17 protein-coding genes and 2 pseudogenes are annotated in these 23,126 nt (G+C 60.0%); 13 read left to right on the top strand and 6 right to left on the bottom strand.

Annotation, left to right across the window (positions count from 1 at the left end; genetic code table 11):
- The 9 genes from hutG to ACYZT7_RS02750 all read left to right on the top strand — a co-directional run bounded on the left by hutG (window position 1) and on the right by ACYZT7_RS02750 (window position 12,007).
- Window positions 1-804 carry an N-formylglutamate deformylase gene (gene hutG / locus ACYZT7_RS02710; RefSeq protein ID WP_462039843.1) on the top strand — a complete coding sequence of 268 codons (804 nt, stop codon included), beginning with the start codon at window positions 1-3 and terminating at the stop codon, window positions 802-804.
- Between the two features lie 266 nt (window positions 805-1,070).
- Window positions 1,071-2,018, top strand: a complete 948-nt coding sequence (locus tag ACYZT7_RS02715) for a choline ABC transporter substrate-binding protein (protein WP_462039844.1) — start codon at window positions 1,071-1,073, stop codon at window positions 2,016-2,018.
- Window positions 2,018-2,950, top strand: coding sequence for an alpha/beta hydrolase (locus ACYZT7_RS02720; RefSeq protein ID WP_462039845.1), 933 nt, complete (start codon window positions 2,018-2,020; stop codon window positions 2,948-2,950). The genes ACYZT7_RS02715 and ACYZT7_RS02720 overlap by 1 nt, the downstream gene beginning before the upstream one ends.
- Window positions 2,951-3,047: 97 nt before the next feature.
- Window positions 3,048-5,048 carry a type VI secretion system Vgr family protein gene (locus ACYZT7_RS02725; RefSeq protein WP_462041730.1) on the top strand — a complete coding sequence of 667 codons (2,001 nt, stop codon included), beginning with the start codon at window positions 3,048-3,050 and terminating at the stop codon, window positions 5,046-5,048.
- Complete coding sequence (locus ACYZT7_RS02730; RefSeq protein WP_462038961.1) at window positions 5,045-5,911, top strand: DUF4123 domain-containing protein; 867 nt, start codon at window positions 5,045-5,047, stop codon at window positions 5,909-5,911. The genes ACYZT7_RS02725 and ACYZT7_RS02730 overlap by 4 nt, the downstream gene beginning before the upstream one ends.
- On the top strand, window positions 5,908-9,546 hold the full coding sequence (locus ACYZT7_RS02735) for a toxin VasX (protein WP_462039846.1): 3,639 nt from the start codon (window positions 5,908-5,910) through the stop codon (window positions 9,544-9,546). The genes ACYZT7_RS02730 and ACYZT7_RS02735 overlap by 4 nt, the downstream gene beginning before the upstream one ends.
- A complete protein-coding gene (locus ACYZT7_RS02740; protein ID WP_462039847.1) occupies window positions 9,530-10,660 on the top strand; it encodes a hypothetical protein in 1,131 nt (376 codons plus the stop codon). The genes ACYZT7_RS02735 and ACYZT7_RS02740 overlap by 17 nt, the downstream gene beginning before the upstream one ends.
- Before the next feature lie 26 nt (window positions 10,661-10,686).
- On the top strand, window positions 10,687-10,893 hold the full coding sequence (locus ACYZT7_RS02745) for a hypothetical protein (RefSeq protein WP_462032202.1): 207 nt from the start codon (window positions 10,687-10,689) through the stop codon (window positions 10,891-10,893).
- Window positions 10,877-12,007, top strand: a complete 1,131-nt coding sequence (locus ACYZT7_RS02750; protein WP_462039848.1) for a hypothetical protein — start codon at window positions 10,877-10,879, stop codon at window positions 12,005-12,007. Before ACYZT7_RS02745 ends, ACYZT7_RS02750 begins: the two co-directional genes overlap by 17 nt.
- 100 nt (window positions 12,008-12,107) lie before the next feature.
- Here ACYZT7_RS02750 and ACYZT7_RS02755 read toward each other — a convergent pair.
- A pseudogene (locus tag ACYZT7_RS02755) lies at window positions 12,108-12,504 on the bottom strand (DUF6124 family protein).
- A gap of 517 nt (window positions 12,505-13,021) precedes the next feature.
- Here ACYZT7_RS02755 and pip point away from each other — a divergent pair.
- The 4 genes from pip to mdoH all read left to right on the top strand — a co-directional run bounded on the left by pip (window position 13,022) and on the right by mdoH (window position 19,125).
- Complete coding sequence (gene pip, locus ACYZT7_RS02760; protein ID WP_462039849.1) at window positions 13,022-13,993, top strand: prolyl aminopeptidase; 972 nt, start codon at window positions 13,022-13,024, stop codon at window positions 13,991-13,993.
- A complete protein-coding gene (gene dtd, locus ACYZT7_RS02765) occupies window positions 13,990-14,427 on the top strand; it encodes a D-aminoacyl-tRNA deacylase (protein ID WP_461967920.1) in 438 nt (145 codons plus the stop codon). The genes pip and dtd overlap by 4 nt, the downstream gene beginning before the upstream one ends.
- Window positions 14,428-14,747: 320 nt before the next feature.
- Window positions 14,748-16,562 carry a glucan biosynthesis protein G gene (locus ACYZT7_RS02770; protein WP_462039850.1) on the top strand — a complete coding sequence of 605 codons (1,815 nt, stop codon included), beginning with the start codon at window positions 14,748-14,750 and terminating at the stop codon, window positions 16,560-16,562.
- Window positions 16,555-19,125 carry a glucans biosynthesis glucosyltransferase MdoH gene (gene mdoH, locus ACYZT7_RS02775; RefSeq protein ID WP_462039851.1) on the top strand — a complete coding sequence of 857 codons (2,571 nt, stop codon included), beginning with the start codon at window positions 16,555-16,557 and terminating at the stop codon, window positions 19,123-19,125. The genes ACYZT7_RS02770 and mdoH overlap by 8 nt, the downstream gene beginning before the upstream one ends.
- Before the next feature lie 50 nt (window positions 19,126-19,175).
- Here mdoH and ACYZT7_RS02780 read toward each other — a convergent pair whose 3' ends face one another.
- The 5 genes and pseudogenes from ACYZT7_RS02780 to tatB all read right to left on the bottom strand — a co-directional run bounded on the left by ACYZT7_RS02780 (window position 19,176) and on the right by tatB (window position 23,121).
- On the bottom strand, window positions 19,176-20,048 hold the full coding sequence (locus ACYZT7_RS02780) for a methyl-accepting chemotaxis protein (protein ID WP_462041731.1): 873 nt from the start codon (window positions 20,046-20,048) through the stop codon (window positions 19,176-19,178).
- A pseudogene (locus tag ACYZT7_RS02785) lies at window positions 20,034-21,113 on the bottom strand (methyl-accepting chemotaxis protein); the annotation flags it as partial. The pseudogene ACYZT7_RS02785 and the gene ACYZT7_RS02780, both read right to left, overlap by 15 nt.
- Window positions 21,114-21,164: 51 nt before the next feature.
- Window positions 21,165-21,872 carry a 16S rRNA (uracil(1498)-N(3))-methyltransferase gene (locus tag ACYZT7_RS02790; RefSeq protein WP_449642756.1) on the bottom strand — a complete coding sequence of 236 codons (708 nt, stop codon included), beginning with the start codon at window positions 21,870-21,872 and terminating at the stop codon, window positions 21,165-21,167.
- On the bottom strand, window positions 21,869-22,663 hold the full coding sequence (tatC, locus tag ACYZT7_RS02795) for a twin-arginine translocase subunit TatC (protein WP_462039852.1): 795 nt from the start codon (window positions 22,661-22,663) through the stop codon (window positions 21,869-21,871). Before tatC ends, ACYZT7_RS02790 begins: the two co-directional genes overlap by 4 nt.
- Entirely contained in the window at window positions 22,660-23,121 is a 462-nt protein-coding gene (gene tatB, locus ACYZT7_RS02800) for a Sec-independent protein translocase protein TatB (protein WP_462039853.1), read from the bottom strand. The genes tatC and tatB overlap by 4 nt, the downstream gene beginning before the upstream one ends.
- Window positions 23,122-23,126 lie beyond the last annotated feature (5 nt).

Consider the following 23,126-nt stretch of genomic DNA (forward strand, 5'->3'; position numbering starts at 1 on the left):
GTGGATAAGGTTCTGAACTTCAAACAAGGCCGCGTGCCGTTGCTGATCAGCATGCCCCACGCCGGCCTGCGCCTGACCCCGACGGTCGAAGCCGGGTTGATCCCCGACGCGAAAAGCCTGCCGGACACTGACTGGCATATCCCGCAGCTCTATGAATTTGCTGCCGAGCTGGGCGCCAGCACCTTGGCCGCCGAGTACTCGCGTTTTGTCATCGACCTGAATCGACCGTCTGACGACAAGCCTTTGTATGTCGGCGCCACCACCGGTCTGTACCCGGCGACGCTGTTCGACGGTATTCCGTTGTTCCGCGAAGGGCATGAGCCATCGGCCGCAGAACGCGTGACTTATCTGGAGCAGATCTGGACTCCGTACCACACCACCTTGCAGCAGGAACTGGCAAGACTGAAAACCGAGTTTGGCTACGCATTGCTGTTCGATGCGCACTCGATCCGTTCGGTGATCCCGCACCTGTTCGACGGCAAGCTGCCGGACTTCAACCTCGGCACCTTTAACGGTGCCAGTTGCGATTCACAGTTGGCCAGTCAGCTGGAAGCCATCTGCGCGCGCCACGGCGATTACAGCCATGTGCTGAACGGTCGCTTCAAGGGCGGCCACATTACCCGGCATTACGGCAATCCGGCCGAGAACATCCATGCGGTGCAACTGGAATTGGGCCAGTGCACGTACATGGAAGAGTTCGAGCCGTTCCGTTATCGCCCGGATCTGGCAGCACCGACCCAGGTGGTGCTCAAGGAATTGCTGCAAGGGCTGTTGGCCTGGGGCGAGAAGCACTACAACGGTTAGAATCTGGCGCATAACCTGTGGGAGCGAGCTTGCTCGCGATGAGGCGGACTGACAGGCAACATCGATGTTGACTGTTATGGCCTCATCGCGAGCAAGCTCGCTCCCACAGGGTTGCGTTCACTTTGAAAGCGCTTTCCTGACAGTCGCCACCGTGCAAAACACGGTCGCTACAGTTCGCTTTTACCCTCTCGACGCTGCGTAATGTGCTGGGCACGGTGCATGAAGACACCGGTCCTCACAATAATCTGCCGCACGAGATCCTCCCAATGAAAAGACTGTTTACCTGCTGTCTCTCAATCCTCTGCGGCACTGCTCTCCTGAGCACCAGCGTACTGGCCAGTGACGACGCTTCCTGCAAGGCTGTGCGCATGGGCGTGGTCAACTGGACCGACGTGATCGCCACCAGTGGCATGGCTGACGTACTGCTCAATGGCCTCGGCTACGAAAGCAAGCAAACCAGCGCCGTGCAGCAAATCATCTTCGCCGGCATCCGCGACAAACGCCTCGATATCTTCCTCGGTTACTGGAAACCGGCGATGGACAAAAACATCGCCCCGTTCGTGGCCGCCAATCAAGTGAAGGTCATGGACAAACCGAGCCTGGCCGACGCCCAGGCAACGCTCGCCGTGCCTGACTACGTGGCCGCCGCCGGCCTGAAAACCTTCGCCGACCTCGCCAGATTCAAGGATCAACTCGGCGGCAAGATCTACGGCATCGAGCCGGGCAGCGGCGCCAACACCACCATCAAGACCATGATCGAGACCAATCAATTTGGCTTGAAGGATTTCAAACTGATCGAGTCAGGCGAGGCGGGCATGCTTGCCGCCGTTCAGCGGGCGGTGAATCGCAAGGAATTCGTGGTGTTCGTCGGCTGGACCCCGCACCCGATGAACATCAACATGAAGATCGCCTACCTGACCGGCAGCGAAGACGTTTACGGCCCGAACGAGGGCGCCGCAACCGTCTCCACGGTGACCGCCCCGGACTACGCCCAGCGCTGTCCGAACGTGAATCGTTTGCTGGAGAACCTGACCTTCACCGCCGCCCAGGAAAGCCAGTTGATGGTGCCGATCATGGCGCGCAAAACACCTCAGGACGTTGCCAAACAATGGCTACGCGACCATCCGCAAGATCTTCAGCGCTGGCTGGCGGGTGTCAGCAGTTTCGATGGCAAGGAAGGCGTGGCAACCGTTCAGGCCAGTTTGAAACCTTGATGGCGGCGTATCCTTTATCCGAACAGATGACGGCGTTCGTCGAGAAAACCGTCAGCTTCAACAGCACCGACAGCAGCCTCACCGGTTTGCGTCAGGCCTACAGCGGGATGTGCCGGGCGTTTACCCCGCCGCGTCCCGCCGGGCTTTATGTGGTCGACTTTGAATTGGCAGGCGTGCCGGTGCGGTCGTATCAACCGCCGGTTTCGCCACTGACCAGAGGTTGCCCGTGCATCGTGTATCTGCACGGCGGCGGTTGGGTGGTGGGCGACCTGGATTCCCACGACTTCATCTGCGCCGAACTGGCGTCGACGCTCGGTGTGCTGATGATCGCCGTCGATTATCGGTTGGCGCCGGAACATCCGTTTCCGGCGGCGTTCGAGGACTGTCTGGGTGTCTGGCGCGCGCTACGGACCGGGCCATTGCGGCTCGATCCCGAGCGAACGCTGGTGGCCGGGGACAGCGCCGGTGGCAACCTTGCTGCTGCGTTGTGTCTGGCGTTGCGCGATGCGGGCGAGCCATTGCCGGCTGCGCAGGTCCTGATTTATCCGGGGCTGGGCGGTGATCAGCGATTGCCATCGCGCAGTGAATGCATCGACGCACCCTTGCTCAGCAGCAGCGATCTGGAGTGTTATCACGCCCTGTACTTGCGCGGCACCCGACAGCCAGGTGCCTATGCGATGCCGTTGCTCGCCGAGGATTTCAGTGGTTTGCCGCCGGCCTTGATCGCCGTGGCTCAGTTCGACCCGCTGCGCGATGACGGCGTGCTCTACGCCGAGCGACTGAACGCAGCAGGCGTGGCAGCGACGCTTTATTACGGCGAAGGGTTGGTGCACGGCTGTCTGCGGGCTCGGGGGCAGGTCGCCGAGGTCGACGCACTCTATGAAACGCTGCTCGGCTATTTGAAAACGATATTCGACAACCATTCGGCTTAACGGAAGCGTCCTACGCTAAATATCGATTCGTCTGACTGCGCGAATTGGTAGATCCACGCAAAGTCCCGTGCCTACAAATAGACACAGGGACATGTGGATGCTCAGCGATGCCAAGCAGGTCGATTTCAAACTCGACATTGAAGGTTTTCCCCACGACCTTCAGGTCCTCGAATTTCGCGCCAAGGAAAGGCTCAACCAACCTTACGAAGTCAAACTCGAACTGGTCAGCGAACGCCCCAACCTGGACCTCGAGTCTCTGCTGCATCGCCCGGCTTTTCTGCGCTTCGGTCCTGACAACTCCGGCCTTCACGGGCAGATCTATGGCGTCGCCCAAGGCGATTCAGGCAAACGCCTGACCCGATATCAGATGACCCTGGTGCCCCAACTCGCCTACCTCACCCACTGCCATAACCAGCGTATTTTTCAACACCTGAGCGTGCCGCAAATCATTGCAAAAGTACTGAAAGACCAAGGCATGCAGTCCGATGCCTGGCGCTTCCAACTGAGCGCCGAGTACCGGCCACGGCTCTATTGCGTGCAGTACGAGGCTGATCTGCATTTCCTGCAAAGGTTGTGCGAGGAAGAAGGTCTGCACTTTCATTTCGAACACAGCACCGATGGGCATTTGTTGGTGTTCGGCGACGATCAAACCAGTTTCTCGCAACCCTCCCAGTCAACCGCGTACAGGCCAGGCAGTGGCATGGTCGCCGAAGCGCCGGTGATTGACCGTTTCAAGCTGCGACTGGAAACCCGCCCGACCCACGTCAGCCGTCGTGATTACGACTTCGAGAAACCGCGCCTGCAGCTCGACAGCGAGACTAAAAGTCCGCTGCTGCCGCACCTTGAGGACTACGCCTTTCCAGGCCAGTTCACCCATCGTGAACGCGGTAAACATCTGACCAATCGGGCACTCGAACGCCACCGCGCCGATTACCAGCAAGCCGACGGGCGCAGCGATCAGAGCGCCATGCGCAGCGGCCATTTTGTCGAGATGACCGAACACCCACGCGCTGACTGGAATGGCCTGTGGCTTCTGACTGAAGTCGAACATGTTGGCCTGCAACCCCAAGTGCTTGAGGAGTCGATCACCGATGCCAGTCCGCAGGACGGTTTCAGTCAGGGCTACCGTAACCACTTCATCGCGACACCTTGGGACGTCCTATTCAGGCCGGCTCTTGAACACGCCAAGCCGCGAATAACGGGCAACCAGCATGCCATCGTCACAGGCCCGCACGGCGAAGAGATCTACTGCGACGAATACGGTCGGGTCAAGGTTCAACTGCCGTGGGACCGAGAGGGTCAGCACAACGAACAATCGAGCTGCTGGCTTCGGGTCGCTACCGGTTGGGCCCATGACCGCTATGGCGGCGTGCTGATCCCGCGGGTCGGCATGGAAGTGCTGGTGGGATTCACCGACGGCGACCCCGACAAACCCTTCGTCCTTGGCTGTATGCCCAACGCCTCAACCCCCGTGCCACTGGATCTGCCGGCTGAGCACACCCGCAGCATTTTCCGTAGCCAGAGCAGCCCCGGTGGTGGCGGCTACAACGAGTTGCGCATCGAGGACAGACAAGGCACCGAGGAAATTGCCCTGCGTGCCCAGCGCGATTTCGTCCAACTCGTGCTCAATGATGAACGCATTCAAGTCGATAACCAACGCACCGTGGTGGTCGGCGGTATCGCCAGCCATGACCTGCGTGGCGAAGAACAGCACCTGACCCACGGCAACCGCCTGACGGAACTCAAACAGGACGATCATCTGTTGGTTCACGGCGACCGCCACGTCCGAACCACCAATCACCTGCTCAATGCCACCCACCAAATTCACCTGGGCGCCGGGCAGCAAGTCGTCATCGATGGCGGAGCGCGCCTGTCAGTCCAGGCTGGCGGTCACTGGCTGACGCTGGGGCCGGAAGGCATTTTCAGCAGCGTACCGATTCTAGTGGGCGGCGCCCCGACCGTGGGTCTACCAGCCGAGCCTCTGATGCCGGGAGCCTTGCCCCTGCTGAAAGTGACGTTCGATGCGGTCCAGCAACGCCATGCGTTGATTTCAACCCGCGCCTCGCGCTGCCTGATTTGTGAGGCCGCCCAAGCATGAACCTCTCGACCTCTCTGCCTGAAAACCTGCCCTGGAGCGAGCAACAGGCTTTCCTGTTGCTGGACGGCGCGACCTTGAGCAATTTGCCGGAGCGCTTGAAACAACTGGACCCCGGTGCGAGCTCCGTTGCGCTGTATGACTGTGCGCCGTTCACTGCGCTGCGGGATATCTCACCGCTGCTGGTGGCGATCGAACAACCTGACGAACCGATTTTTCAGTTCTATCTGCAACAGGCGCACGAAGAGTGGGGCGTGATGCTGTTCAGCACCGCTCCTGCGCATGACGTCGCCCAACACTTACGCAAACTGCTGACCGTTGAATTGCCCGAAGGTCTGCCGGTGGTCCTGCGCCTGGCCGATGCGGCAGTGGCGCAGGCACTGTTTGGCAGCGGCGATCAGCGATTGTTTGGGCCTCTGTCCTGTGTGGTAACCGCCGACGGTGTCGAGGTTAATTGGCAACAGCACCAACCCCGGCTGGCCGAGTGCCCTGAATTGCTAACGCCCTATCGCCTGAGCGCAGAACAGAATTCGGCGCTGGACCATGCTGATCGGCGTCGCGTATTGCTCGAACTCGACGCTCATCTGCTCAGGCACTTCCCCGAACTCCTTCGCGGCGAAAGCGTGTCTGAACGTTGGCCAATGCTCGAACAACTGGAGGCCGAAGCCAGCGCCCTGGGCCTGGATGCCCCGTCCGGGCTGCTCTATTACGCCAATGTCATGGCCCGGCTGGACGGATCTCCCCTAGGCCAGCATCCCGAAATCAATCGATTGCTGCATAACCCCTCCCTGCAACCCATCGGCGAGCGCATCGTACTGGCCGCTGACCTGGCCCGCCAATGGGCAAATGAACGAGGTCGTCCATGAACAAGCCACACCCTGCCGACCTCGCGGCGGCCGCCGCGTCCAAATCTCCCATCGGCTCTCTGGGTGCCTGCCCCTTGCGCCAAACCCACGTGCAGTTGTTGCCCTTGTGTTATGGGCTGGTGGAAAAGCCCCTCGACCCGAGTGCCGAACTGAAGCTGCCGTATACCCTGACGACCCGCCCGCTGGGCATTCGCATGCTGCGCGATGGCTGGTTGTACGTCATCGACAGCGTGACCGGCCATCTGCACGAGTATCAAGTACTTAACGGACTGGTCAGCGCCTTGCTGCACAAGGGCGCCAAGGTTGCCGACGATCAGCGCACGCCCATCGAAGAGCGTCCTGCACTGGTGTTTTCAAGACGCAGCACCCTGCATGTGAGCTTCGCCGAAGTGCAGTGGACGGCGGTCAAATGCACGCAAGTGCTCGACAGCTCCAACGAACGCGAACACTTCATGCAGGCCGTCGACCTCGGCCCGGTGCATTGCCAAACCGGTGGCGCGAACTTGCTGACGGTCGCGCAAGGCAAGCAGTGGCTGGCGGAGATCGCTACGGTACCGGTCCAGCAGGCCCACGCCGCGCAAGACCGCGCTGAACAGGAAACCGAGTCGCCACCGGACGCCGTTCTATTGCCGCCGGTGCACGTCAGCGATGCCCCCGCGCACGAACGTGAACCGTATCTGTGGGAACAGCCTCGGCGCTTTCGCGAGGCGCACATTGGCGAGTTTCTCGGGCGGGTGCGCCCGGCTTATCAGGACGACACCCTGTTTCTCGTGGTCCACGACGACCTCGGCGTATTGCGTGATCTGGCCGAATATCAGGACACCGTGGTCGGCTGGGTCGACGACTGGAGCAATGCCGACCATAACGAACGCGATTACCTGTTGGCCTGTTTTATCGAGTCCCTGAGCCAGCTCAGTCCTGCGGATATCGGCAACCTGGCCGAGGCCAGCAACGATCCGTCGGTCCAGGTGCTTTTTGGCGATCTGGAACAGTTGCCCGAACCGGATCGGGAACACACCCGCAAAGCCTTGCTCGACTACCTGAACAAGGGCGGCAAGGTCGAGCCTACGGGCGTACCGGTGCCACCGGAACTGGAGCAGTTGCGCAAAGAAGCCCATGCCGAAGCGTTCAAATTCGCCAAGTACCAGGGCGCCGCACCCGACTTCACCGCCCACAGCCGCGCCAGTGACGAGGCAGACCGCCGTTACTACGCTCGCCAACATTTCAAGGTTGCCCCCGACGATTTCGTCGAACGTCACCTCGATACCTTGATAAAACTCGGCCAAGAGCAAAACAAACGCATCATCGATGTGCTCGAAGGTTCCAGCTTCAGTGGCAAACGCGGGGTCAACGATTTCATCGACCGCCCCGCCATGGACGCGGCGCTGTTTCAGCATCGCGACGACCTTGGCCGCTGGAACCGCTTGCTCGAACGCATCACCGCTGACCGTACGATGATGGTATGTGCCGGTCGCTACCATCGTTCGGCCTGGTACTACGACGCGCAGGATCAACAGCAACTCCACCAGGCCTTCACCGCCGAATACGCCTGCCTCAAGGACATCTGCCGCAGTGACCACGCCAGCGAAACCCTCCTCGGTTATCTGGAGAAACACCCCGAACTGACCCGGCCACTGTTCTACACCTTGCCCCTGCGTCTTCAGCCAGAACGGGCCGCGCAATACGCCACGTTGTTCAACGCCGGCATGGGGGTGTTCAACAACCTGCCGCACTGGTTGGGCGAGCTGCAGAAAATCGAACAAGCGCACCTGCCAGCCCTCGACGACCTGCCCGAGCATACCCGCGCTGTCGCGGACGCGGCCCAGCACAGCCTCAGCCCGGCGCTGAACCTGGGCCTGAGCCGGGCGCTGGAAGGGTTCGACCTGTCGGCAGAGAAAATCCCCGACCTAGACGAGCTGTTCAGTCGTCTGCCCAAAGCCTTGTCGGGGCGGATACTCGATGCGGCAAAAACCACCGGCGTGACCTTTACTGTCGCCAGCCCGGCGGAACATGCGGCGCTGCAAACCAACCTCAAGGAACTGCTCAGGGAGCGCGACTACCTGAAAACCCTGACCCGCGAACGCAACCAGCTCACCCACAACAAAAACCGGGCGGGGCACAAGACGCCACGGGCGGTGGAGTTGCAGGGCGAGATCGTGCGAGTACGCGGGCAGTTGACGCTACTTGAAGGCCGGTTGGCTGGGGCGCTGAGCCCGATTGCGGAGTTGCCGGATCAGTCGGCGCGCCTGTACGGCGCAACGCAGGCTCGGGCGGGGGTGACGGTGGTGTTTCCGCCGGCGCAGCAGTTGGAGGTGCGGAGTTTGTTGAAGGATATTCGGCTGGGGGTTCAGAGTGTGCCGAATGCGAAGTTGATTCGGAGCGAGGGGATGGGGTTGTTGGTGTTTTTGGTGCAGGGGGTGAATTTGGTGGGAGTGTTCAAGGAGACTTTCAAACAGTCTAGAAACGAGAGAGCTATAGGCCCATTGCTTGCGGCGGCGGCTGCCACTGGATCTGCTGGATTCACAGCGGCACAAAGCCTTTTGGATACAGCCCTTAAATCACGTAGCAGCGAACTTGTTGCAGGACTTCAACGCCATGCGTTACTAAATGTGCATGTGCAGATGGGGAAAATGCATGTCGGTTTGGGTATCTTTACCTACGGCTTTGGTCTCGCATCTTCAATGACCAGCCTCAATACCCAACACAAAAATTGGCAACAAGCGACGCGAAGCGGAAATAGCGCAGCTCAGAGTAGTGCAGCGCTCGCCACGGCAGGGGCAGCCGGCATGACGACCGTCAATGCCTATGGCTTTGGTCATACCTTACACGCGGGATCCACCGTGCTGATGGCAAAAAACACTGCCGCAAGGACCGCCGCCTGGGCCGCGGCGGGCACACGCCTCTCCACCGTATTCTTCCGCTTCAACCTCGCGGGAGCCCTGTTCACCGTGCTGGAACTGGGTGGCACCTGGCTGTTCAACCGTTACAACCTCAGCGCCCACGATAAGTGGCTGAAAACCACGCCATGGAGTCTGGACACCGATCATCGCGGCGACCATACCCTGGATGAATACCAACGCTATCTGGCCTATTTGCTTCACGCCTCGTATGCACAACTGGGTCCGAACAAGCATGACTCCTGGCTGAAAGACCTACTGTTAAAGTCCAAGCCCAAAGACATCCATCTGGTGCTGCCAGGGCTCAAGCTCAATGATTTTCAGCCGCCCCTGAGCGGTCAACCGGCTCATCGCCTGGGGATCGGCGCCCACCGTCTTTCCGTTCCTCTCCACAGTCGTGGTGTACGGCGCGAGCGCAAGGACGTCATCAGTGAAGAAGTCGCAAACAGCCTGCGCATCGTGCAAGCAGGACCTGACCGGCTGGTGTTATGCCTGCAATATCCATCGGATCCTGATGCCGAATTTACCCCTGCCTCCGAAACGCTGGAGCTGGCGGTCTGTATCCAAACCTTGAACGCCAACGGCGCGTGGGTTTCTCACATTCGGGTCATTCGCCTGAACCCTTGGGGTGACGGCCGCTTTCCGGCGTTGGCCCCTCCATCCGTTACCGAGCATCCACCGTTGTTGCTGGTTGAAACCCATCTGCTGGAGCTGGCCGACCATGCCGCACAACCTTGATAAGCCGATGCCTGCACCGCACCTGGAACAACCCCGAAAAGCGGGAGATGTGCAGCCGTTTCCCAGTGGGAGGATCACTTACCTTGCGCCTCTACCATTGCCGACAGCGTTGCCACCGCATGGTCCGCATATCGGTGAGTTAAATGAGGTGTTTATGGATTTCGGGGTGGGATCTCCCCAAGTATTTATGTGGAAAATGACACTGGGAGGCCCGTTCACGCTGGCTTGCATGTTTGTTTTTTTGTTCCCATTGTTTAGTTTTTTTTTCGGTCTCGTTTTGGGATATGACTGGCTGTATTCCTGGGAATTTGCGGAGGATGTTTTCCTTCCCGCTTCTGAGCTCGGAATCCAAACCAGTTGTTTAACCCTGCTCATCGGCCTCGGCGTCTGGAACCATAACCACAACAAACGCGCCGCCATCATCCCCACCCGCTTCAACCGCCAACGCCGCGAAGTCTGCTTCATGCCCGAAGACGCCACCGAACCGCTCTTCGTCCCCTGGGAATCCCTCTCGGCCTGGGTCATCGAAGCCCAAGGCGCCACCCAGTACGGCATCCACCGCCAATACGGCATGGGCATCGGCTTCCAGCACGGCGAGACCCTGACCAGCGTCGAATTCCCCTGCTTCGGCCTCTCCCTGGCCATCAGCCACTGGGAAGCCATCCGCGGTTACATGGAATACGAAATCCACGATCTCAAATCCATTCAGGACCCGCTAGACCTGCAAGGCCCCGACGATCCACCCCACGAAGGCCTGCACACCTTCCGCAACGCCCGCGCGCGTATGCATCAGCAAATCCGCGACGGCCAACGTGGTCGAGTGTCCGGCTTCTTCTGGTACCTGTACCACGTCATGACCCTGTGGACGATTCCCAACCACCTGACCGAATGGGAAATCCGCCGTCTCCAGAAAATGGGCCAACAGGCGTTGCCCGAGGCGATGCGCCAATGGTCGGAACCGCTTCCGAAGGGACAATGGGCGAAGCCGAGCGAAGAACTGCTGCGCCTGAGCGCGCACGTTCGCTCCCTGCACAAACGTCAGCCGCGCCGACCGATCACCGAGATTTTTGCCGAGGTACAGCGCACGAATCCGACCGACAAACGTCGCGCATGAGTTGTTTTTTCAATGTATTTGCTCCGATGTCCGAAACACTGGAGCTGGCCGTCTGCATCCAGACCTTGAACGCCAAGGGGGTGTGGGAATCGTTGACTGACGTTATTCACCTCAACCCGCGCAGTAAGGGCCATTTCCCTTCGTTGCCCCGTCAATCCGTTACCGAGCATCCACCGTTGTTGCTGGTTGAAACCCATCTGCTGGAGCTGGCCGACCATGCCCACCAAGATTGAAATGCCTCTGCCTTCCCCGCACCTTGAGCAATCCCGCAAAGCCGGCGATGTCGAACCGTTTCCCAGTGGGAGAATCACCTATCTCGCGCCGTTGCCATTGCCGACGCCGCTGCCGCCGCATGGTCCTCACATCGGGGAATTAAATGACGTGTACATGGACTTCGGGGTGGGATCGCCTCAAGTCTTTATGTGGCAGATAACATTGGGCGGGCCATTCAGCGGCGCATTTATGATTGCATTCCTGTTTCCCCTGATTGGCGGCTTCATGTTTTTTTTATTCGGGATGGGTTGGGACGATATTTCTCATGCCATACAAGGGATCTTCCATGCGTCCTACCCGATAGCCATACAAACTGGCTTTTGGACCCTACTCATCGGCCTCGGCGTCTGGCACCACAACCACAAAAAACGCCTCAAAATCATCCCCACCCGCTTCAACCGCCAACGCCGCGAAGTCTGCTTCATGCCCGAAGACGCCACCGAACCCGTCTTCGTCCCCTGGGAATCCCTCTCCGCCTGGGTCATCGAAGCCCAAGGCGCCACCCAATACGGCATCCACCGCCAATACGGCATGGGCATCGGCTTCCAGCACGGCGACACGCTGACCAGCGTCGAATTTCCCTGCTTCGGTCTTTCGCTGGCCATCAGCCACTGGGAAGCCATTCGCGGTTACATGGAATACGAAATCCACGACCTCAAATCCATCCAGGACCCGCAAGACCTGCAAGGCCCCGACGATCCACCCCACGAAGGCCTGCACACCTTCCGCAACGCCCGTGCGCGCATGCACCAACAAATCCGCGATGGTCAGCGCGGTCGGGTGTCCGGCTTTTTCTGGTACCTGTACCACGTGATGACGCTGTGGACGATTCCCAACCACCTGACCGAATGGGAAGTCCGCCGACTTCAGAAAATGGCCCCGCACGCCTTACCCGAAGCGATGCGCCAATGGTCCGAGCCATTACCGAAGGAACAATGGGCGAAGCCGAGCGAAGAACTGCTGCGCCTGAGCGCACAGGTCCGCGCCCTGCACAAACGCCAACCGCGACGCCCGATTACTGAGATCTTTGCCGAGGTTCAGCGCTTGAATCCGACGGACAAACGTCGCGCATGAGCTGTCCGTAACACGCACCGACTTCCCCCGTAGCGAGTGAGCGGGATAAAAAATGGGCACGCCAACGAGGTTGGGTGCCCATTTTTTTATGCCTGACGAATCAGCTGACTCGATTTTGTTGCTTGGCGAAAATCGCCGCCATCTCGGGTTCATCCAGATGATCCAGCGTTCGCTCCACCAACAAATGCACGCCGTCAGCCATGCGGCTGAGCGCCAAGGCTACGGAGCGGCGGGAACCGTCCACATCGTCGGCGAGGTTGGCGGCGATGGCGCTGATGGACAGCAAATCTTCCGAGGCATTGGCGAGAAGGGTTTCAGGGTTGATGCCCGGGCAGACGCTGAAGAGCTGGCCGTTGCGTTTTTGGTGGTTTGGGGTCGGCTGGCGGGAAGTGATGGTCGAGGGCGCGCTCGGCGGCTTCGTTGAGTTTGTTTGAATCGGGGCTTACATAGGGGGAGACCGGGTCGGTGTCCGGCGGGTTTGGAGTTACCTTGAACATTGGCTCTAACCTCTAAGAGTGAGGCCGCAACCCGTTCGCTACTAAACGAAAGGGAGGCAGCTGTGCACAGGTTAGTAGACCGACGAGCCAAGAAATCGGCGCGCCCGAGGGCGCCCTGCGCACAGCCGCCATCAAGTGCAGGAATGGGATACCTGACTGATAGAGACATCGTGCGACTTGGCAACAACGGGCTACTAAACCCGATCACTGATGGGCAGTGACACGAATCAAGTTACCGAGTAGCCCCAAGGCGCACAAGCCGGCGGATTCTGGCGTAGCCGTAGGCAACGACGCAAGGTGTTGTAGCTTGCAGGAAGTAACCTTGAGGCGTTTTAAACAAACGCTGTCTAGCGGTGTTTAACTACCGAAATGTTGACAAGAACGAGTCTGAAAAAACCGGCTGAAAAACTCTGACTCTGCAAGGCATGCTCATTGGCGTAATTCGGGTTTATGATGCCGGACGGCAGAATAATAGAAGTCCCCCCAGGGATGACCTCGACCCCTTACGGAGCGCGCAATGCAGACTTTGTACCCGCAGATCAAACCCCACGCCCGGCACGATCTGGCCGTCGATGAAACCCACACGCTGTATGTCGACGAAAGCGGTTCACCGAAAGGTTTGCCGGTAGTGTTCATCCACGGCGGCCCCGGCGCCGGGTGTGATGCCCAGAGCCGTCGGTATTTCGATCCAAACCTGTATCGCATTGTGACCTTCGATCAGCGCGGTTGCGGTCGTTCCACGCCCCACGCGAACCTGGAAAACAACACTACCTGGGATCTGGTCGCCGACCTTGAGCGGATTCGCCAGCACCTTGGCATCGATAAATGGGTGTTGTTCGGCGGTTCGTGGGGGTCGACCCTGGCGCTTGCCTACGCGCAAACTCACCCGGAGCGTGTGCACGGTCTGATTCTGCGCGGGATATTTCTCTGCCGTCCGCAGGAAATCGAGTGGTTCTACCAGGCGGGCGCCAGCCGTCTGTTTCCCGATTACTGGCAGGACTACATCGCGCCCATCCCGCTGGACGAGCGCGACGACTTGCTCTCGGCTTTCCACAAACGCCTGACCGGCAACGATCAGATCGCCCAGATGCATGCGGCCAAAGCCTGGTCCACGTGGGAAGGCCGGACCGCCACCCTGCGCCCGAACCCGCTGGTGGTCGATCGCTTCTCCGAGCCTCAGCGCGCGCTGTCGATTGCCCGTATCGAATGTCACTACTTCACCAACAATGCGTTCCTTGAGCCTAACCAGCTGATCCGCAACATGGGCAAGATCGCTCATTTGCCCGGTGTGATCGTCCATGGCCGTTACGACGTGATCTGCCCGTTGGATAACGCCTGGGAACTGCATCAAAACTGGCCGAACAGTGAATTGCAGGTGATCCGTGACGCCGGCCATGCCGCCTCCGAGCCAGGCATTACGGACGCACTGGTTCGCGCCGCCGATCAGATGGCCCGGCGTCTGCTCGACCTGGCCCCTGAAGAAGCATGAAGGGCCTGCTGCAACGCGTGCGTGGTGCGCGAGTCGAGGTAGCGGGGGAAGTGGTGGGTGCCGTCGATCAGGGTTTGCTGGTGTTGGTCGCGGTAGAGCCTGAGGATACCCGGGCCAGCGCCGACAAACTTCTGCATAAGCTGCTTAACTATCGTGTGTTCAGTGACGCCGAGGGCAAGATGAATCTGTCCTTGGCGGAGGTAGGCGGTGGGTTGCTGCTGGTCTCACAGTTCACCCTGGCCGCCGATACCAGGAGCGGGTTGCGTCCGGGGTTTTCGACCGCTGCCCCTCCGGCCTTGGGCGAGGAACTTTTCGACTATCTATTAGGGAAGGCGAAACAGGTGCATGGCACTGTGGCATCAGGTAGATTCGGCGCGGATATGCAGGTGCACCTGGTCAACGATGGCCCGGTAACCTTCCTGTTACAGACCTGAAAGCGCTTGAAACATCTTTTTAAGGCTTTTCGACTGAAAACAGGCGTTTTTCGCGATAAATACTTTGTTGCCCCTGATGCGTTGTAACGCGGCCTACTAGATAATCGCGCGCTACGGGGATCAGCGTTCGTTGGTCCATTTTGACTTAGGTAGAGACTTGTCCTGGACCGTTTGGGGAATCATTTAGTCCCATCGGAGTCGGAATAATGCTCGCCAACTTGGCAAGAGTGGTCTGTAGGGTCGGTTTTTTCATTCCGCACACCTCACAGGCACTTTAACTGGCCGTTGGTTTTTTGATCTGTTTTCGGCGAGGGTTGCTCGTGATTGTTAGTCCCTGTAATGCACCAAAATTGTCTGCCAAACGGTTTCGAAGCGCTCTGGTAGCGGGCTCTGCACTGCTCTGCCTGCTCAGCGCCGGTCAGCTTTGGGCATTCAATCTGGATGATGTATCGGTCAAGGCAAAAGAGCTGGCCGGGCAGAAATACGAAGCTGCGCGCAGTAACCTGCCGAACGAGTTCCGCGAGATGAAATTCGCGGACTATCAAAAAATTCGCTTCCTGACCGAAAAAGCCGAGTGGGCCGATCAGAAAACGCCGTTCAAGCTGTCGTTCTATCACCAGGGTATGCATTTCGATACGCCGGTGAAAATCAACGAAATCACGGCTAACACCGTCGAAGAGATCAAGTACGACCCAAGTCGGTTCGATTTCGGCGACGTAAAGTTCGATCCTAAAGCCACCGAACAACTGGGTTATGCCGGTTTCCGTGTGCTGTACCCGGTTAACAAGGCCGACAAGCAAGACGAAATCATGACCATGCTCGGCGCGAGTTATTTCCGCGTTGTCGGCAAGGGTCACACCTATGGCTTGTCCGCTCGCGGCATGGCCATTGATACCGCTTTGCCGTCTGGCGAAGAATTCCCGCGGTTCACCGAGTTCTGGATTCAACAGCCAAAACCGGGTGACAAGCACCTGGTGATCTTTGCTCTGCTGGATTCGCCACGGGCGACGGGTGCCTATCGCCTGACCCTGCGTCCGGGCAGCGACACCGTTGTCGACGTCAAGGCCAAAATGTTCCTGCGTGACAAAGTCACCAAGCTTGGCGTTGCGCCGCTGACCAGCATGTTCCTGTTCGGCGCCAATCAGCCGTCGAAAGTACTGAACTACCGTCGCGAACTGCACGACTCCAGCGGTCTGTCGATCCATGCCGGCAATGGCGAGTGGATCTGGCGTCCACTGAATAACCCGAAACACCTGTCAGTGAGCAACTTCGCCATCGAGAACCCGCGTGGCTTCGGCTTGCTGCAACGTGGCCGCGACTTCAGCCACTACGAAGACCTCGACGACCGCTACGACAAGCGTCCAAGTGCCTGGATCGAACCAGAAGGCGATTGGGGCAAGGGGTCCGTCGATCTGGTCGAGATTCCGACTGCCGACGAAACCAACGACAATATCGTTGCGTTCTGGAGTCCGGAAAAGCTGCCTGAGCCTGGCCAGCCGCTAGACGTCGCTTATCGCATGCACTGGACCATCGACGAAGCCGCACTTCACGCACCGGACAGCGCCTGGGTCCAACAAACCCTGCGCTCCACGGGTGACGTGAAACAGTCCAATCTGATCCGTCAGCCGGACGGCAGCGTTGCCTATCTGGTGGACTTCGAAGGTCCGTCCCTTGCAGCACTGCCGGAAACTGCGGACGTTCGCAGCCAGGTCAGCGTTGGCGAGAATGCCGAGCTGGTCGAGAACAACGTACGTTACAACCCTGAAACCAAGGGCTGGCGCCTGACCCTGCGGATGAAAATCAAGGATCCGGGCAAACCTACCGAGATGCGTGCTGCACTGGTCAAGAACATCGTGACTGCCGACCTGGCCAAAACATCGGTGCCCGCGTCCAATTCTTCCGTCGCCAAGGCCGACAAGGTTGCCGCCAAGCAACAAGAGAAGATGGATAAGGAAGCCAAGCAAGCTGAAGCCAAACAAGCCGAAGCCAAGCCGGCCGCAGATTCCAAGGACAAGGACAACAAAGACGCCAAGCAGCCAGTCGCTGCCGACGCGGCCCCAGCCACACCGGAATCGGCACCGACTGAAGAAGTCCTGACCGAGACCTGGAGCTACCAGTTGCCTGCCGATGAGTAATTCTCAAGTACAGCCAGAGACTCTTGCCGAGTATCTGGCGCATCTGCCAATGACCGACGAGCAGCGCGCGGAACTCGCGGGCTGCAAGTCTTTCAGCGAATTGCATGAGCGCCTGTCGTCCTCGACGTTCGACGCGCCGACCGAGGCTGCTCAAGCTTCGGTGGGTCGTCGCCTGACCCTGAACACCGCCGAAGAGCTGGCAGACGCTGAAATGCTGGTGCTCGACGCCAGCGGCCGGGTCTGCCTGCGGGCAACCCCGCCGATTCGTCGGACCAAAGTTGTGCCGGAGCCATGGCGCACCAACATTCTGGTGCGTGGCTGGCGGCGTCTGACCGGTCGCACCAATCCACCGGCCCCGCCGAAAGACGAGAACGTGCTGCCGGCAGCTCGCTGGCGTACCGTCGGTTCGATCCGCCGCTACATTCTGCTGGTATTGATGCTCGGTCAGACCATCGTCGCTGGCTGGTACATGAAAGGCATCATGCCGTACCAGGGCTGGTCGTTCGTCGACCTGAACGAAGTCCTGCATCAGCCGTTCCTGCAAACCGTCACGCAAGTTCTGCCGTATGCGCTGCAGACCAGCATCCTGATTCTGTTCGGGATTCTGTTCTGCTGGGTATCGGCCGGTTTCTGGACCGCGTTGATGGGCTTTCTGGAGCTGCTCACCGGTCACGACAAATACCGCATTTCCGGTAAAAGCGCCGGCAACGAGCCGATCCCCAGGGACGCTCGCACCGCACTGGTGATGCCGATCTGCAACGAAGACGTGCCTCGGGTGTTTGCCGGTTTGCGGGCGACCTTCGAGTCGGTTGCGGCCACGGGTAACCTGGATCGCTTCGACTTCTTTGTCCTCAGCGACAGTAACGACGCCGATATCTGCGTCGCCGAGCAACAAGCCTGGCTGGACGTCTGCCGTGAAGCCAAGGGCTTCGGCAAGATTTTCTATCGCCGCCGTCGCCGCCGCGTTAAACGTAAAAGCGGCAACCTCGACGACTTCTGCCGTCGCTGGGGCGGTGACTACAAGTACATGGTCGTGCTCGACGCTGACTCCGTGATGAGTGGCGAATGCCTGACCAGTCTGGTGCGCTTGATGGAAGCCACGCCGGACGCCGGGATCATCCAGACCGCGCCGCGTGCGTCGGGCATGGACACCCTTTATGCGCGTATGCAGCAGTTTGCGACCCGCGTGTACGGTCCGCTGTTTACCGCCGGTCTGCACTTCTGGCAGTTGGGTGAATCCCATTACTGGGGCCACAACGCGATCATCCGCATGAAGCCGTTCATCGAGCACTGCGCCCTGGCGCCGTTGCCGGGTAAAGGCGCATTTGCCGGTGCAATTCTGTCCCACGACTTTGTCGAAGCTGCGCTCATGCGCCGTGCCGGCTGGGGCGTGTGGATTGCCTATGACTTGCCGGGCAGCTACGAAGAATTGCCGCCGAACCTGCTGGACGAACTCAAGCGTGACCGTCGCTGGTGCCACGGCAACCTGATGAACTTCCGGCTGTTCCTGGTCAAGGGTATGCACCCGGTGCACCGCGCGGTGTTCCTGACGGGCGTGATGTCTTACTTGTCGGCGCCGTTGTGGTTCTTCTTCCTCGTGCTGTCGACGGCGCTGCTGGCGGTCAACACGCTGATGGAGCCACAGTACTTCCTTGAGCCACGTCAGCTCTATCCGTTGTGGCCACAATGGCACCCGGACAAGGCGATCGCGCTGTTCTCGACCACCGTCGTGCTGCTGTTCCTGCCGAAGTTGTTGAGCATCATCCTGATCTGGGCCAAGGGCGCGAAAGAGTTCGGTGGCAAGTTCAAGGTGACGATGTCGATGCTGCTGGAGATGCTGTTCTCCATGCTGCTGGCGCCGGTGCGGATGATTTTCCACACCCGTTTCGTCCTCGCCGCGTTTCTTGGCTGGGCCGCGACCTGGAACTCGCCGCAACGTGACGACGATTCCACGCCCTGGAGCGAAGCGGTAAAACGCCACGGTCCGCAAACCTTGTTGGGCTTCTTCTGGGCCCTGTTGGTGATCTGGCTGAACCCGAGCTTCCTCTGGTGGCTGGTGCCGATCGTCGGTTCGTTGATGCTGTCGATTCCGGTGTCGGTGATCTCCAGTCGAGTCGGCCTGGGCCTCAAGTCCCGTGACGAAAGCCTGTTCCTGATCCCTGAGGAATACAATCCGCCACAGGCATTGCTGGCAACCGACCAGTACACCCACGAAAACCGTTGGCATGCGCTGAACGACGGCTTCATCCGGGCAGTGGTCGATCCACAGCAGAACGCCTTGGCGTGCTCGCTGGCGACGTCCCGTCACCGTCAGGCCGAGCCGATCGAGTGGCTGCGGATCGAACGGGTGCGTCATGCGCTGAAAGCCGGGCCTGAGGGTCTGACCAACCATGAGCGTGTGGAGCTGCTCAGTGATCCGGTTGCATTGGGTCGTCTGCATGAGCAGATCTGGAACGAAGGTCACCCCGAGTGGCTGGAGGCGTGGCGTAAATCGGTGAAGGCCGATCCCCATGCGCCGCTGTTGCCGCTCAAACCGCTGAGCGTGCAGCCTCAGTTGGCCTAACGAAAAACCCCGCGAAAGCGGGGTTTTTTTGCGCGGATCAGCCCGCCCGATTAAACCTTGAACCTGCCCACCAGCATCTGCAGATGCGTCCCCAACCGCGCCAGCTCAACGCTGGCGGCCGCGGTCTCTTCACTGGCTGCCGAGGTCTGCTCGGATACGTCGCGCACGTTCAGCACGCTGCGGTTGATCTCTTCGGCCACCGCGCTCTGCTGTTCGGCGGCTGCAGCAATCTGCTGGTTCATCGACTGAATCGCCGAGACGGTGCGGGTGATGCTTTCCAGTGAGCCACCGGCGCGGCGGGTCAGTTCGACGCTGCTGTCGGTCAGGCTGCGGCTGTTGTCCATGATGGTCGCCACTTGCTGGGTGCCGGTTTGCAGGCCGACGATCAGCTCTTCAATTTCTTCGGTGGACTTCTGGGTGCGCTGGGCCAGGCTGCGGACTTCGTCGGCGACCACCGCAAAACCACGTCCGGCCTCACCGGCACGGGCGGCCTCGATGGCGGCGTTGAGGGCCAGCAGGTTGGTTTGCTGGGCCACGGATTTGATCACGTCGAGCACGCTGCCGATCTTGTCGCTTTCGCGTTTGAGATGACCCATGGCCTCGGTGGAGTTGCCGACTTCCTTGGCCAGGCGTTCGATCTGGGCGATGGCTTCGCCGACCACTTTGTCACCTTCGCGGGCCTGCTGGTCGGCGGCGACGGCAGCTTCGGACGCTTCTTCGGCGTTACGCGCGACTTCCTGCACGGTGGCGGTCATTTCGTTCATGGCGGTGGCCACCTGGTCGGTCTCGACCTTCTGGCTGTTGACCCCGGCGCGGGTCTGCTCAGTGACGGCCGACAGCTCTTCAGCGGCGCTGGCGATTTGCGTAACGCCGTTGCTGATGCCACCGATCAACTCGCGCAGGCCCAGGGTCATGCTCTGCATGGCGCGCTGTAGCTGGCCGAGTTCGTCCTGACGCTCAGAAATAAGGTTCTGCGTCAGGTCGCCAGCAGCAACGCGTTCCGCCACTTTGAGGGTCTGGCTCAGGGGAATCACGATCTGGCGCGTGATGGCCCAAGCGGCAAGCAGGCCGAAGGCGAGCGCTAGCACGGTGGCCATCAGCAGCAGGTTTTTGGCGTGCGCGGCGTCGGTGTCACGGACGATGGTTTGCGACACGGTGAGTTTTTTGCTGGTGTCGCGCAGGATCTGGCCTTGATCGGCCATGCGTTGGAGGGCTGCGGCGCTGGCAACCTGAGAGTCACGGAACTGGCTGACGGCGGCGCGATAGGCCTTAAGCGAGTCAGTGGCCTGTTGCAGGTTGGCGATGTGCTGTTCCGGCAGTTTCGAGGGCAGGCTCTCGAGGTTCTTCAGCGCGTTGTCGATGGCGTCCAGAGCGGGTTGCTCGGCCTCGGTTTTGCCGCTGTAGGTATAACCGCGAACCTGGAAGCGTGCTTGCTGGATCAGTTTGCTCAGGTCGATCACGCTGTTGAAATCGGCGACGCTGTCACCTTGCAGCATGGATTTTTCGACTTCGGCGACACGGGCCACGGCGTTGTCGGCGGTGGCGCCGAGTTTGCCGCGGGCGTCTTCGCGGATGGCTCCAGCCTGGGTCATGGCGGTGAAGGCTTGTTTGTACTCACTGACGGCGGCCAGTTGTTGGTCGATCATGGCTATGTCGGCCGGTTGTTCGATCAACGTGCGCGCGGTTTTCAGGCCGGTATCGAGTTGGCCAAGCAGGTCGTTGACCGCACCGGGGCCTTGTTCGCCGCGACGCATTTCGTAATCCAGACGGGCCAGGCGCAGGTCTTTGGCCAGGTCATTGAGGCTGGCAATAAACCCCAACTTATCGCCGCGACTCATCACGCCACTCAGCCCGGTCCAACCGGTGAAAGTGATCAATAAGGTAAGCAGCAGCACCAGACCGAAGCCAATACCCAGTTTGCGATTGACGCTGACGTTCCCCAGTTTCTCGGCTAGCCATCGGTACATGCTGCTACTCCCTCGAACCATTTGTTGGATTTATGGGAAATGTATCGGCAGGCAGCCGGGAATCTGTAGGGATTAGAACAGGCGGGCGAGCAGCGCAGTGACGGCGGTTTCGACCCGCAGGATGCGGTCGCCGAGCTGCACCGGTTGCAGGCCGGCCTTGCCCAGCAGGTCGATTTCGTAAGGAATCCAGCCGCCTTCGGGGCCGATGGCCAGTGTCACCGGTTCGTCCAGGCCACGGGGGCAGGGTGGGTAATTGCCGGGGTGGCCGACCAGTCCGAGGGTGCCATCGGTGATCGCCGGCAGACGATCTTCGACGAACGGCTTGAAGCGTTTCTCAATGACGATTTCCGGCAGCACGCTGTCCCGGGCCTGTTCGAGGCCGAGGATCAACTGCTCGCGAATCGCCTCGGGCTCAAGGAACGGGGTTTGCCAGAAGCTCTTCTCGACGCGATAGCTGTTCACCAGCACGATTCGCGGCACACCCATGGCCGCCACGGTCTGAAACACCCTGCGGAGCATTTTCGGGCGTGGCAGGGCCAGCACCAGGGTCAGTGGCAGCTTGGCCGGTGCTGGCTGGTCGAGGGTGACGCGCAACTCGGCTTCATCAGCGTCCAGGCGCAGCAGTTCGGCCGACCCCATCAGCCCGCCGATACGCCCAACCCGCAGGGTGTCACCGACCACCGAACGATGCACTTCCTGCATGTGCGTCAACCGGCGATCGCGCAGGATCACGCGGTCGGCCGCAATGAAGTCGGCTTCTTCGAGGAGCAGCAGGTTCACGCTTGGGTCGCTGGCGGCTGGTCGTTGTGATCGTCGACCGGCTGGTCGTCCGGATGATCGCCGCGCTTGCTGATCAGGCCACCGAACAGGATGCCGATTTCAAACAGCAGCCACATCGGTACGGCCAGCAACGTCTGCGAGAAGATGTCCGGCGGCGTCAGGATCATGCCAACCACAAAGCAGCCAATGATCACGTACGGGCGGATTTTCTTCAGGTAAGCGACGTTGACCACGCCGATCCATACCAGCAGCACCACGGCCACCGGAATCTCGAACGCTACGCCGAAGGCGAAGAACAGCGTCATGACGAAATCGAGGTAGCTGCTGATGTCGGTCATCATCTCCACGCCGGCCGGGGTGGCGGCGGCGAAGAATTTGAAGATCAGCGGGAACACCAGGTAGTAGGCGAAGGCCATGCCGGCGTAGAACAGCATGATGCTCGACACCAGCAAGGGTACGGCGATGCGTTTTTCATGCTTGTACAGGCCTGGCGCAATGAAGCCCCAGATCTGATGCAGGATCACCGGGATCGCCAGGAACAGCGAGACCATCATGGTCAACTTCAGCGGCGTCAGGAACGGCGACGACACGTCGGTGGCGATCATCGTCGCGCCCACGGGCAGGTACTGACGCAGCGGCGTGGAGACGAAGGTGTAGATCTGCTGGGTGAAGGCAAACAACCCGGCGAATATGATGAAGATCGCCGCTACACAACGCAGCAGACGGGTACGCAACTCGGTGAGGTGCGAAACCAGCGGCATGTGCTGGTCATTTTCGGGGAGATCGCTCATGAGACTCGCGGCGGCAAAGTGGTGTCGTGAGGAGCCGGCGTTGTCGGCGCGGCGGCAGGAGCAACAGGTTCTACGGACGCGACAACCGGCGCCGGTTCAACAGCTTTCACTGTTTCCGTCGGTGCAGCGGCAGGTGCAGCTTCTGCAATCGGAGCATGAATCGTCTGCTCAGCCACAGGACCAACCGGCTGAACCGGCGTAGCCTCCTGCTGAGTCGGCGTGAAAATCTTCCGCGCCTCCTGCTCCAGCGACAGAATGTGCTCGTTGTGCAGCTGCCGACGAATCTCGTCGGCACCGATTTCACGTTCAACTTCCTGTTTGATCGCGTTGAAGCTGCGCTTCAGACGGCCGACCCAAAGGCCGGCGGTGCGCGCAGCACCCGGCAGACGCTCGGGGCCCAGCACCAGCAGGGCCACGAGGCCGACGAGCAGGAGTTCAGAGAAGCTGATACCAAACATTAGTC

Source organism: Pseudomonas sp. RT4P38, assembly GCF_054897765.1.

What these genes read in the sequence shown, in the direction of transcription:
- tatC (WP_462039852.1), bottom strand. Translation starts at nt 22,663, where the DNA reads ATGAGCGATCTCCCCGAAAATGACCAGCACATGCCGCTGGTTTCGCAC.
- dtd (WP_461967920.1), top strand. Translation starts at nt 13,990, where the DNA reads ATGAAGGGCCTGCTGCAACGCGTGCGTGGTGCGCGAGTCGAGGTAGCG.
- ACYZT7_RS02720 (WP_462039845.1), top strand. Translation starts at nt 2,018, where the DNA reads ATGGCGGCGTATCCTTTATCCGAACAGATGACGGCGTTCGTCGAGAAA.
- ACYZT7_RS02735 (WP_462039846.1), top strand. Translation starts at nt 5,908, where the DNA reads ATGAACAAGCCACACCCTGCCGACCTCGCGGCGGCCGCCGCGTCCAAA.
- pip (WP_462039849.1), top strand. Translation starts at nt 13,022, where the DNA reads ATGCAGACTTTGTACCCGCAGATCAAACCCCACGCCCGGCACGATCTG.
- ACYZT7_RS02715 (WP_462039844.1), top strand. Translation starts at nt 1,071, where the DNA reads ATGAAAAGACTGTTTACCTGCTGTCTCTCAATCCTCTGCGGCACTGCT.
- ACYZT7_RS02780 (WP_462041731.1), bottom strand. Translation starts at nt 20,048, where the DNA reads ATGCAGAGCATGACCCTGGGCCTGCGCGAGTTGATCGGTGGCATCAGC.
- ACYZT7_RS02730 (WP_462038961.1), top strand. Translation starts at nt 5,045, where the DNA reads ATGAACCTCTCGACCTCTCTGCCTGAAAACCTGCCCTGGAGCGAGCAA.
- ACYZT7_RS02725 (WP_462041730.1), top strand. Translation starts at nt 3,048, where the DNA reads ATGCTCAGCGATGCCAAGCAGGTCGATTTCAAACTCGACATTGAAGGT.
- ACYZT7_RS02745 (WP_462032202.1), top strand. Translation starts at nt 10,687, where the DNA reads ATGTCCGAAACACTGGAGCTGGCCGTCTGCATCCAGACCTTGAACGCC.
- tatB (WP_462039853.1), bottom strand. Translation starts at nt 23,121, where the DNA reads ATGTTTGGTATCAGCTTCTCTGAACTCCTGCTCGTCGGCCTCGTGGCC.
- ACYZT7_RS02740 (WP_462039847.1), top strand. Translation starts at nt 9,530, where the DNA reads ATGCCGCACAACCTTGATAAGCCGATGCCTGCACCGCACCTGGAACAA.
- mdoH (WP_462039851.1), top strand. Translation starts at nt 16,555, where the DNA reads ATGAGTAATTCTCAAGTACAGCCAGAGACTCTTGCCGAGTATCTGGCG.
- ACYZT7_RS02750 (WP_462039848.1), top strand. Translation starts at nt 10,877, where the DNA reads ATGCCCACCAAGATTGAAATGCCTCTGCCTTCCCCGCACCTTGAGCAA.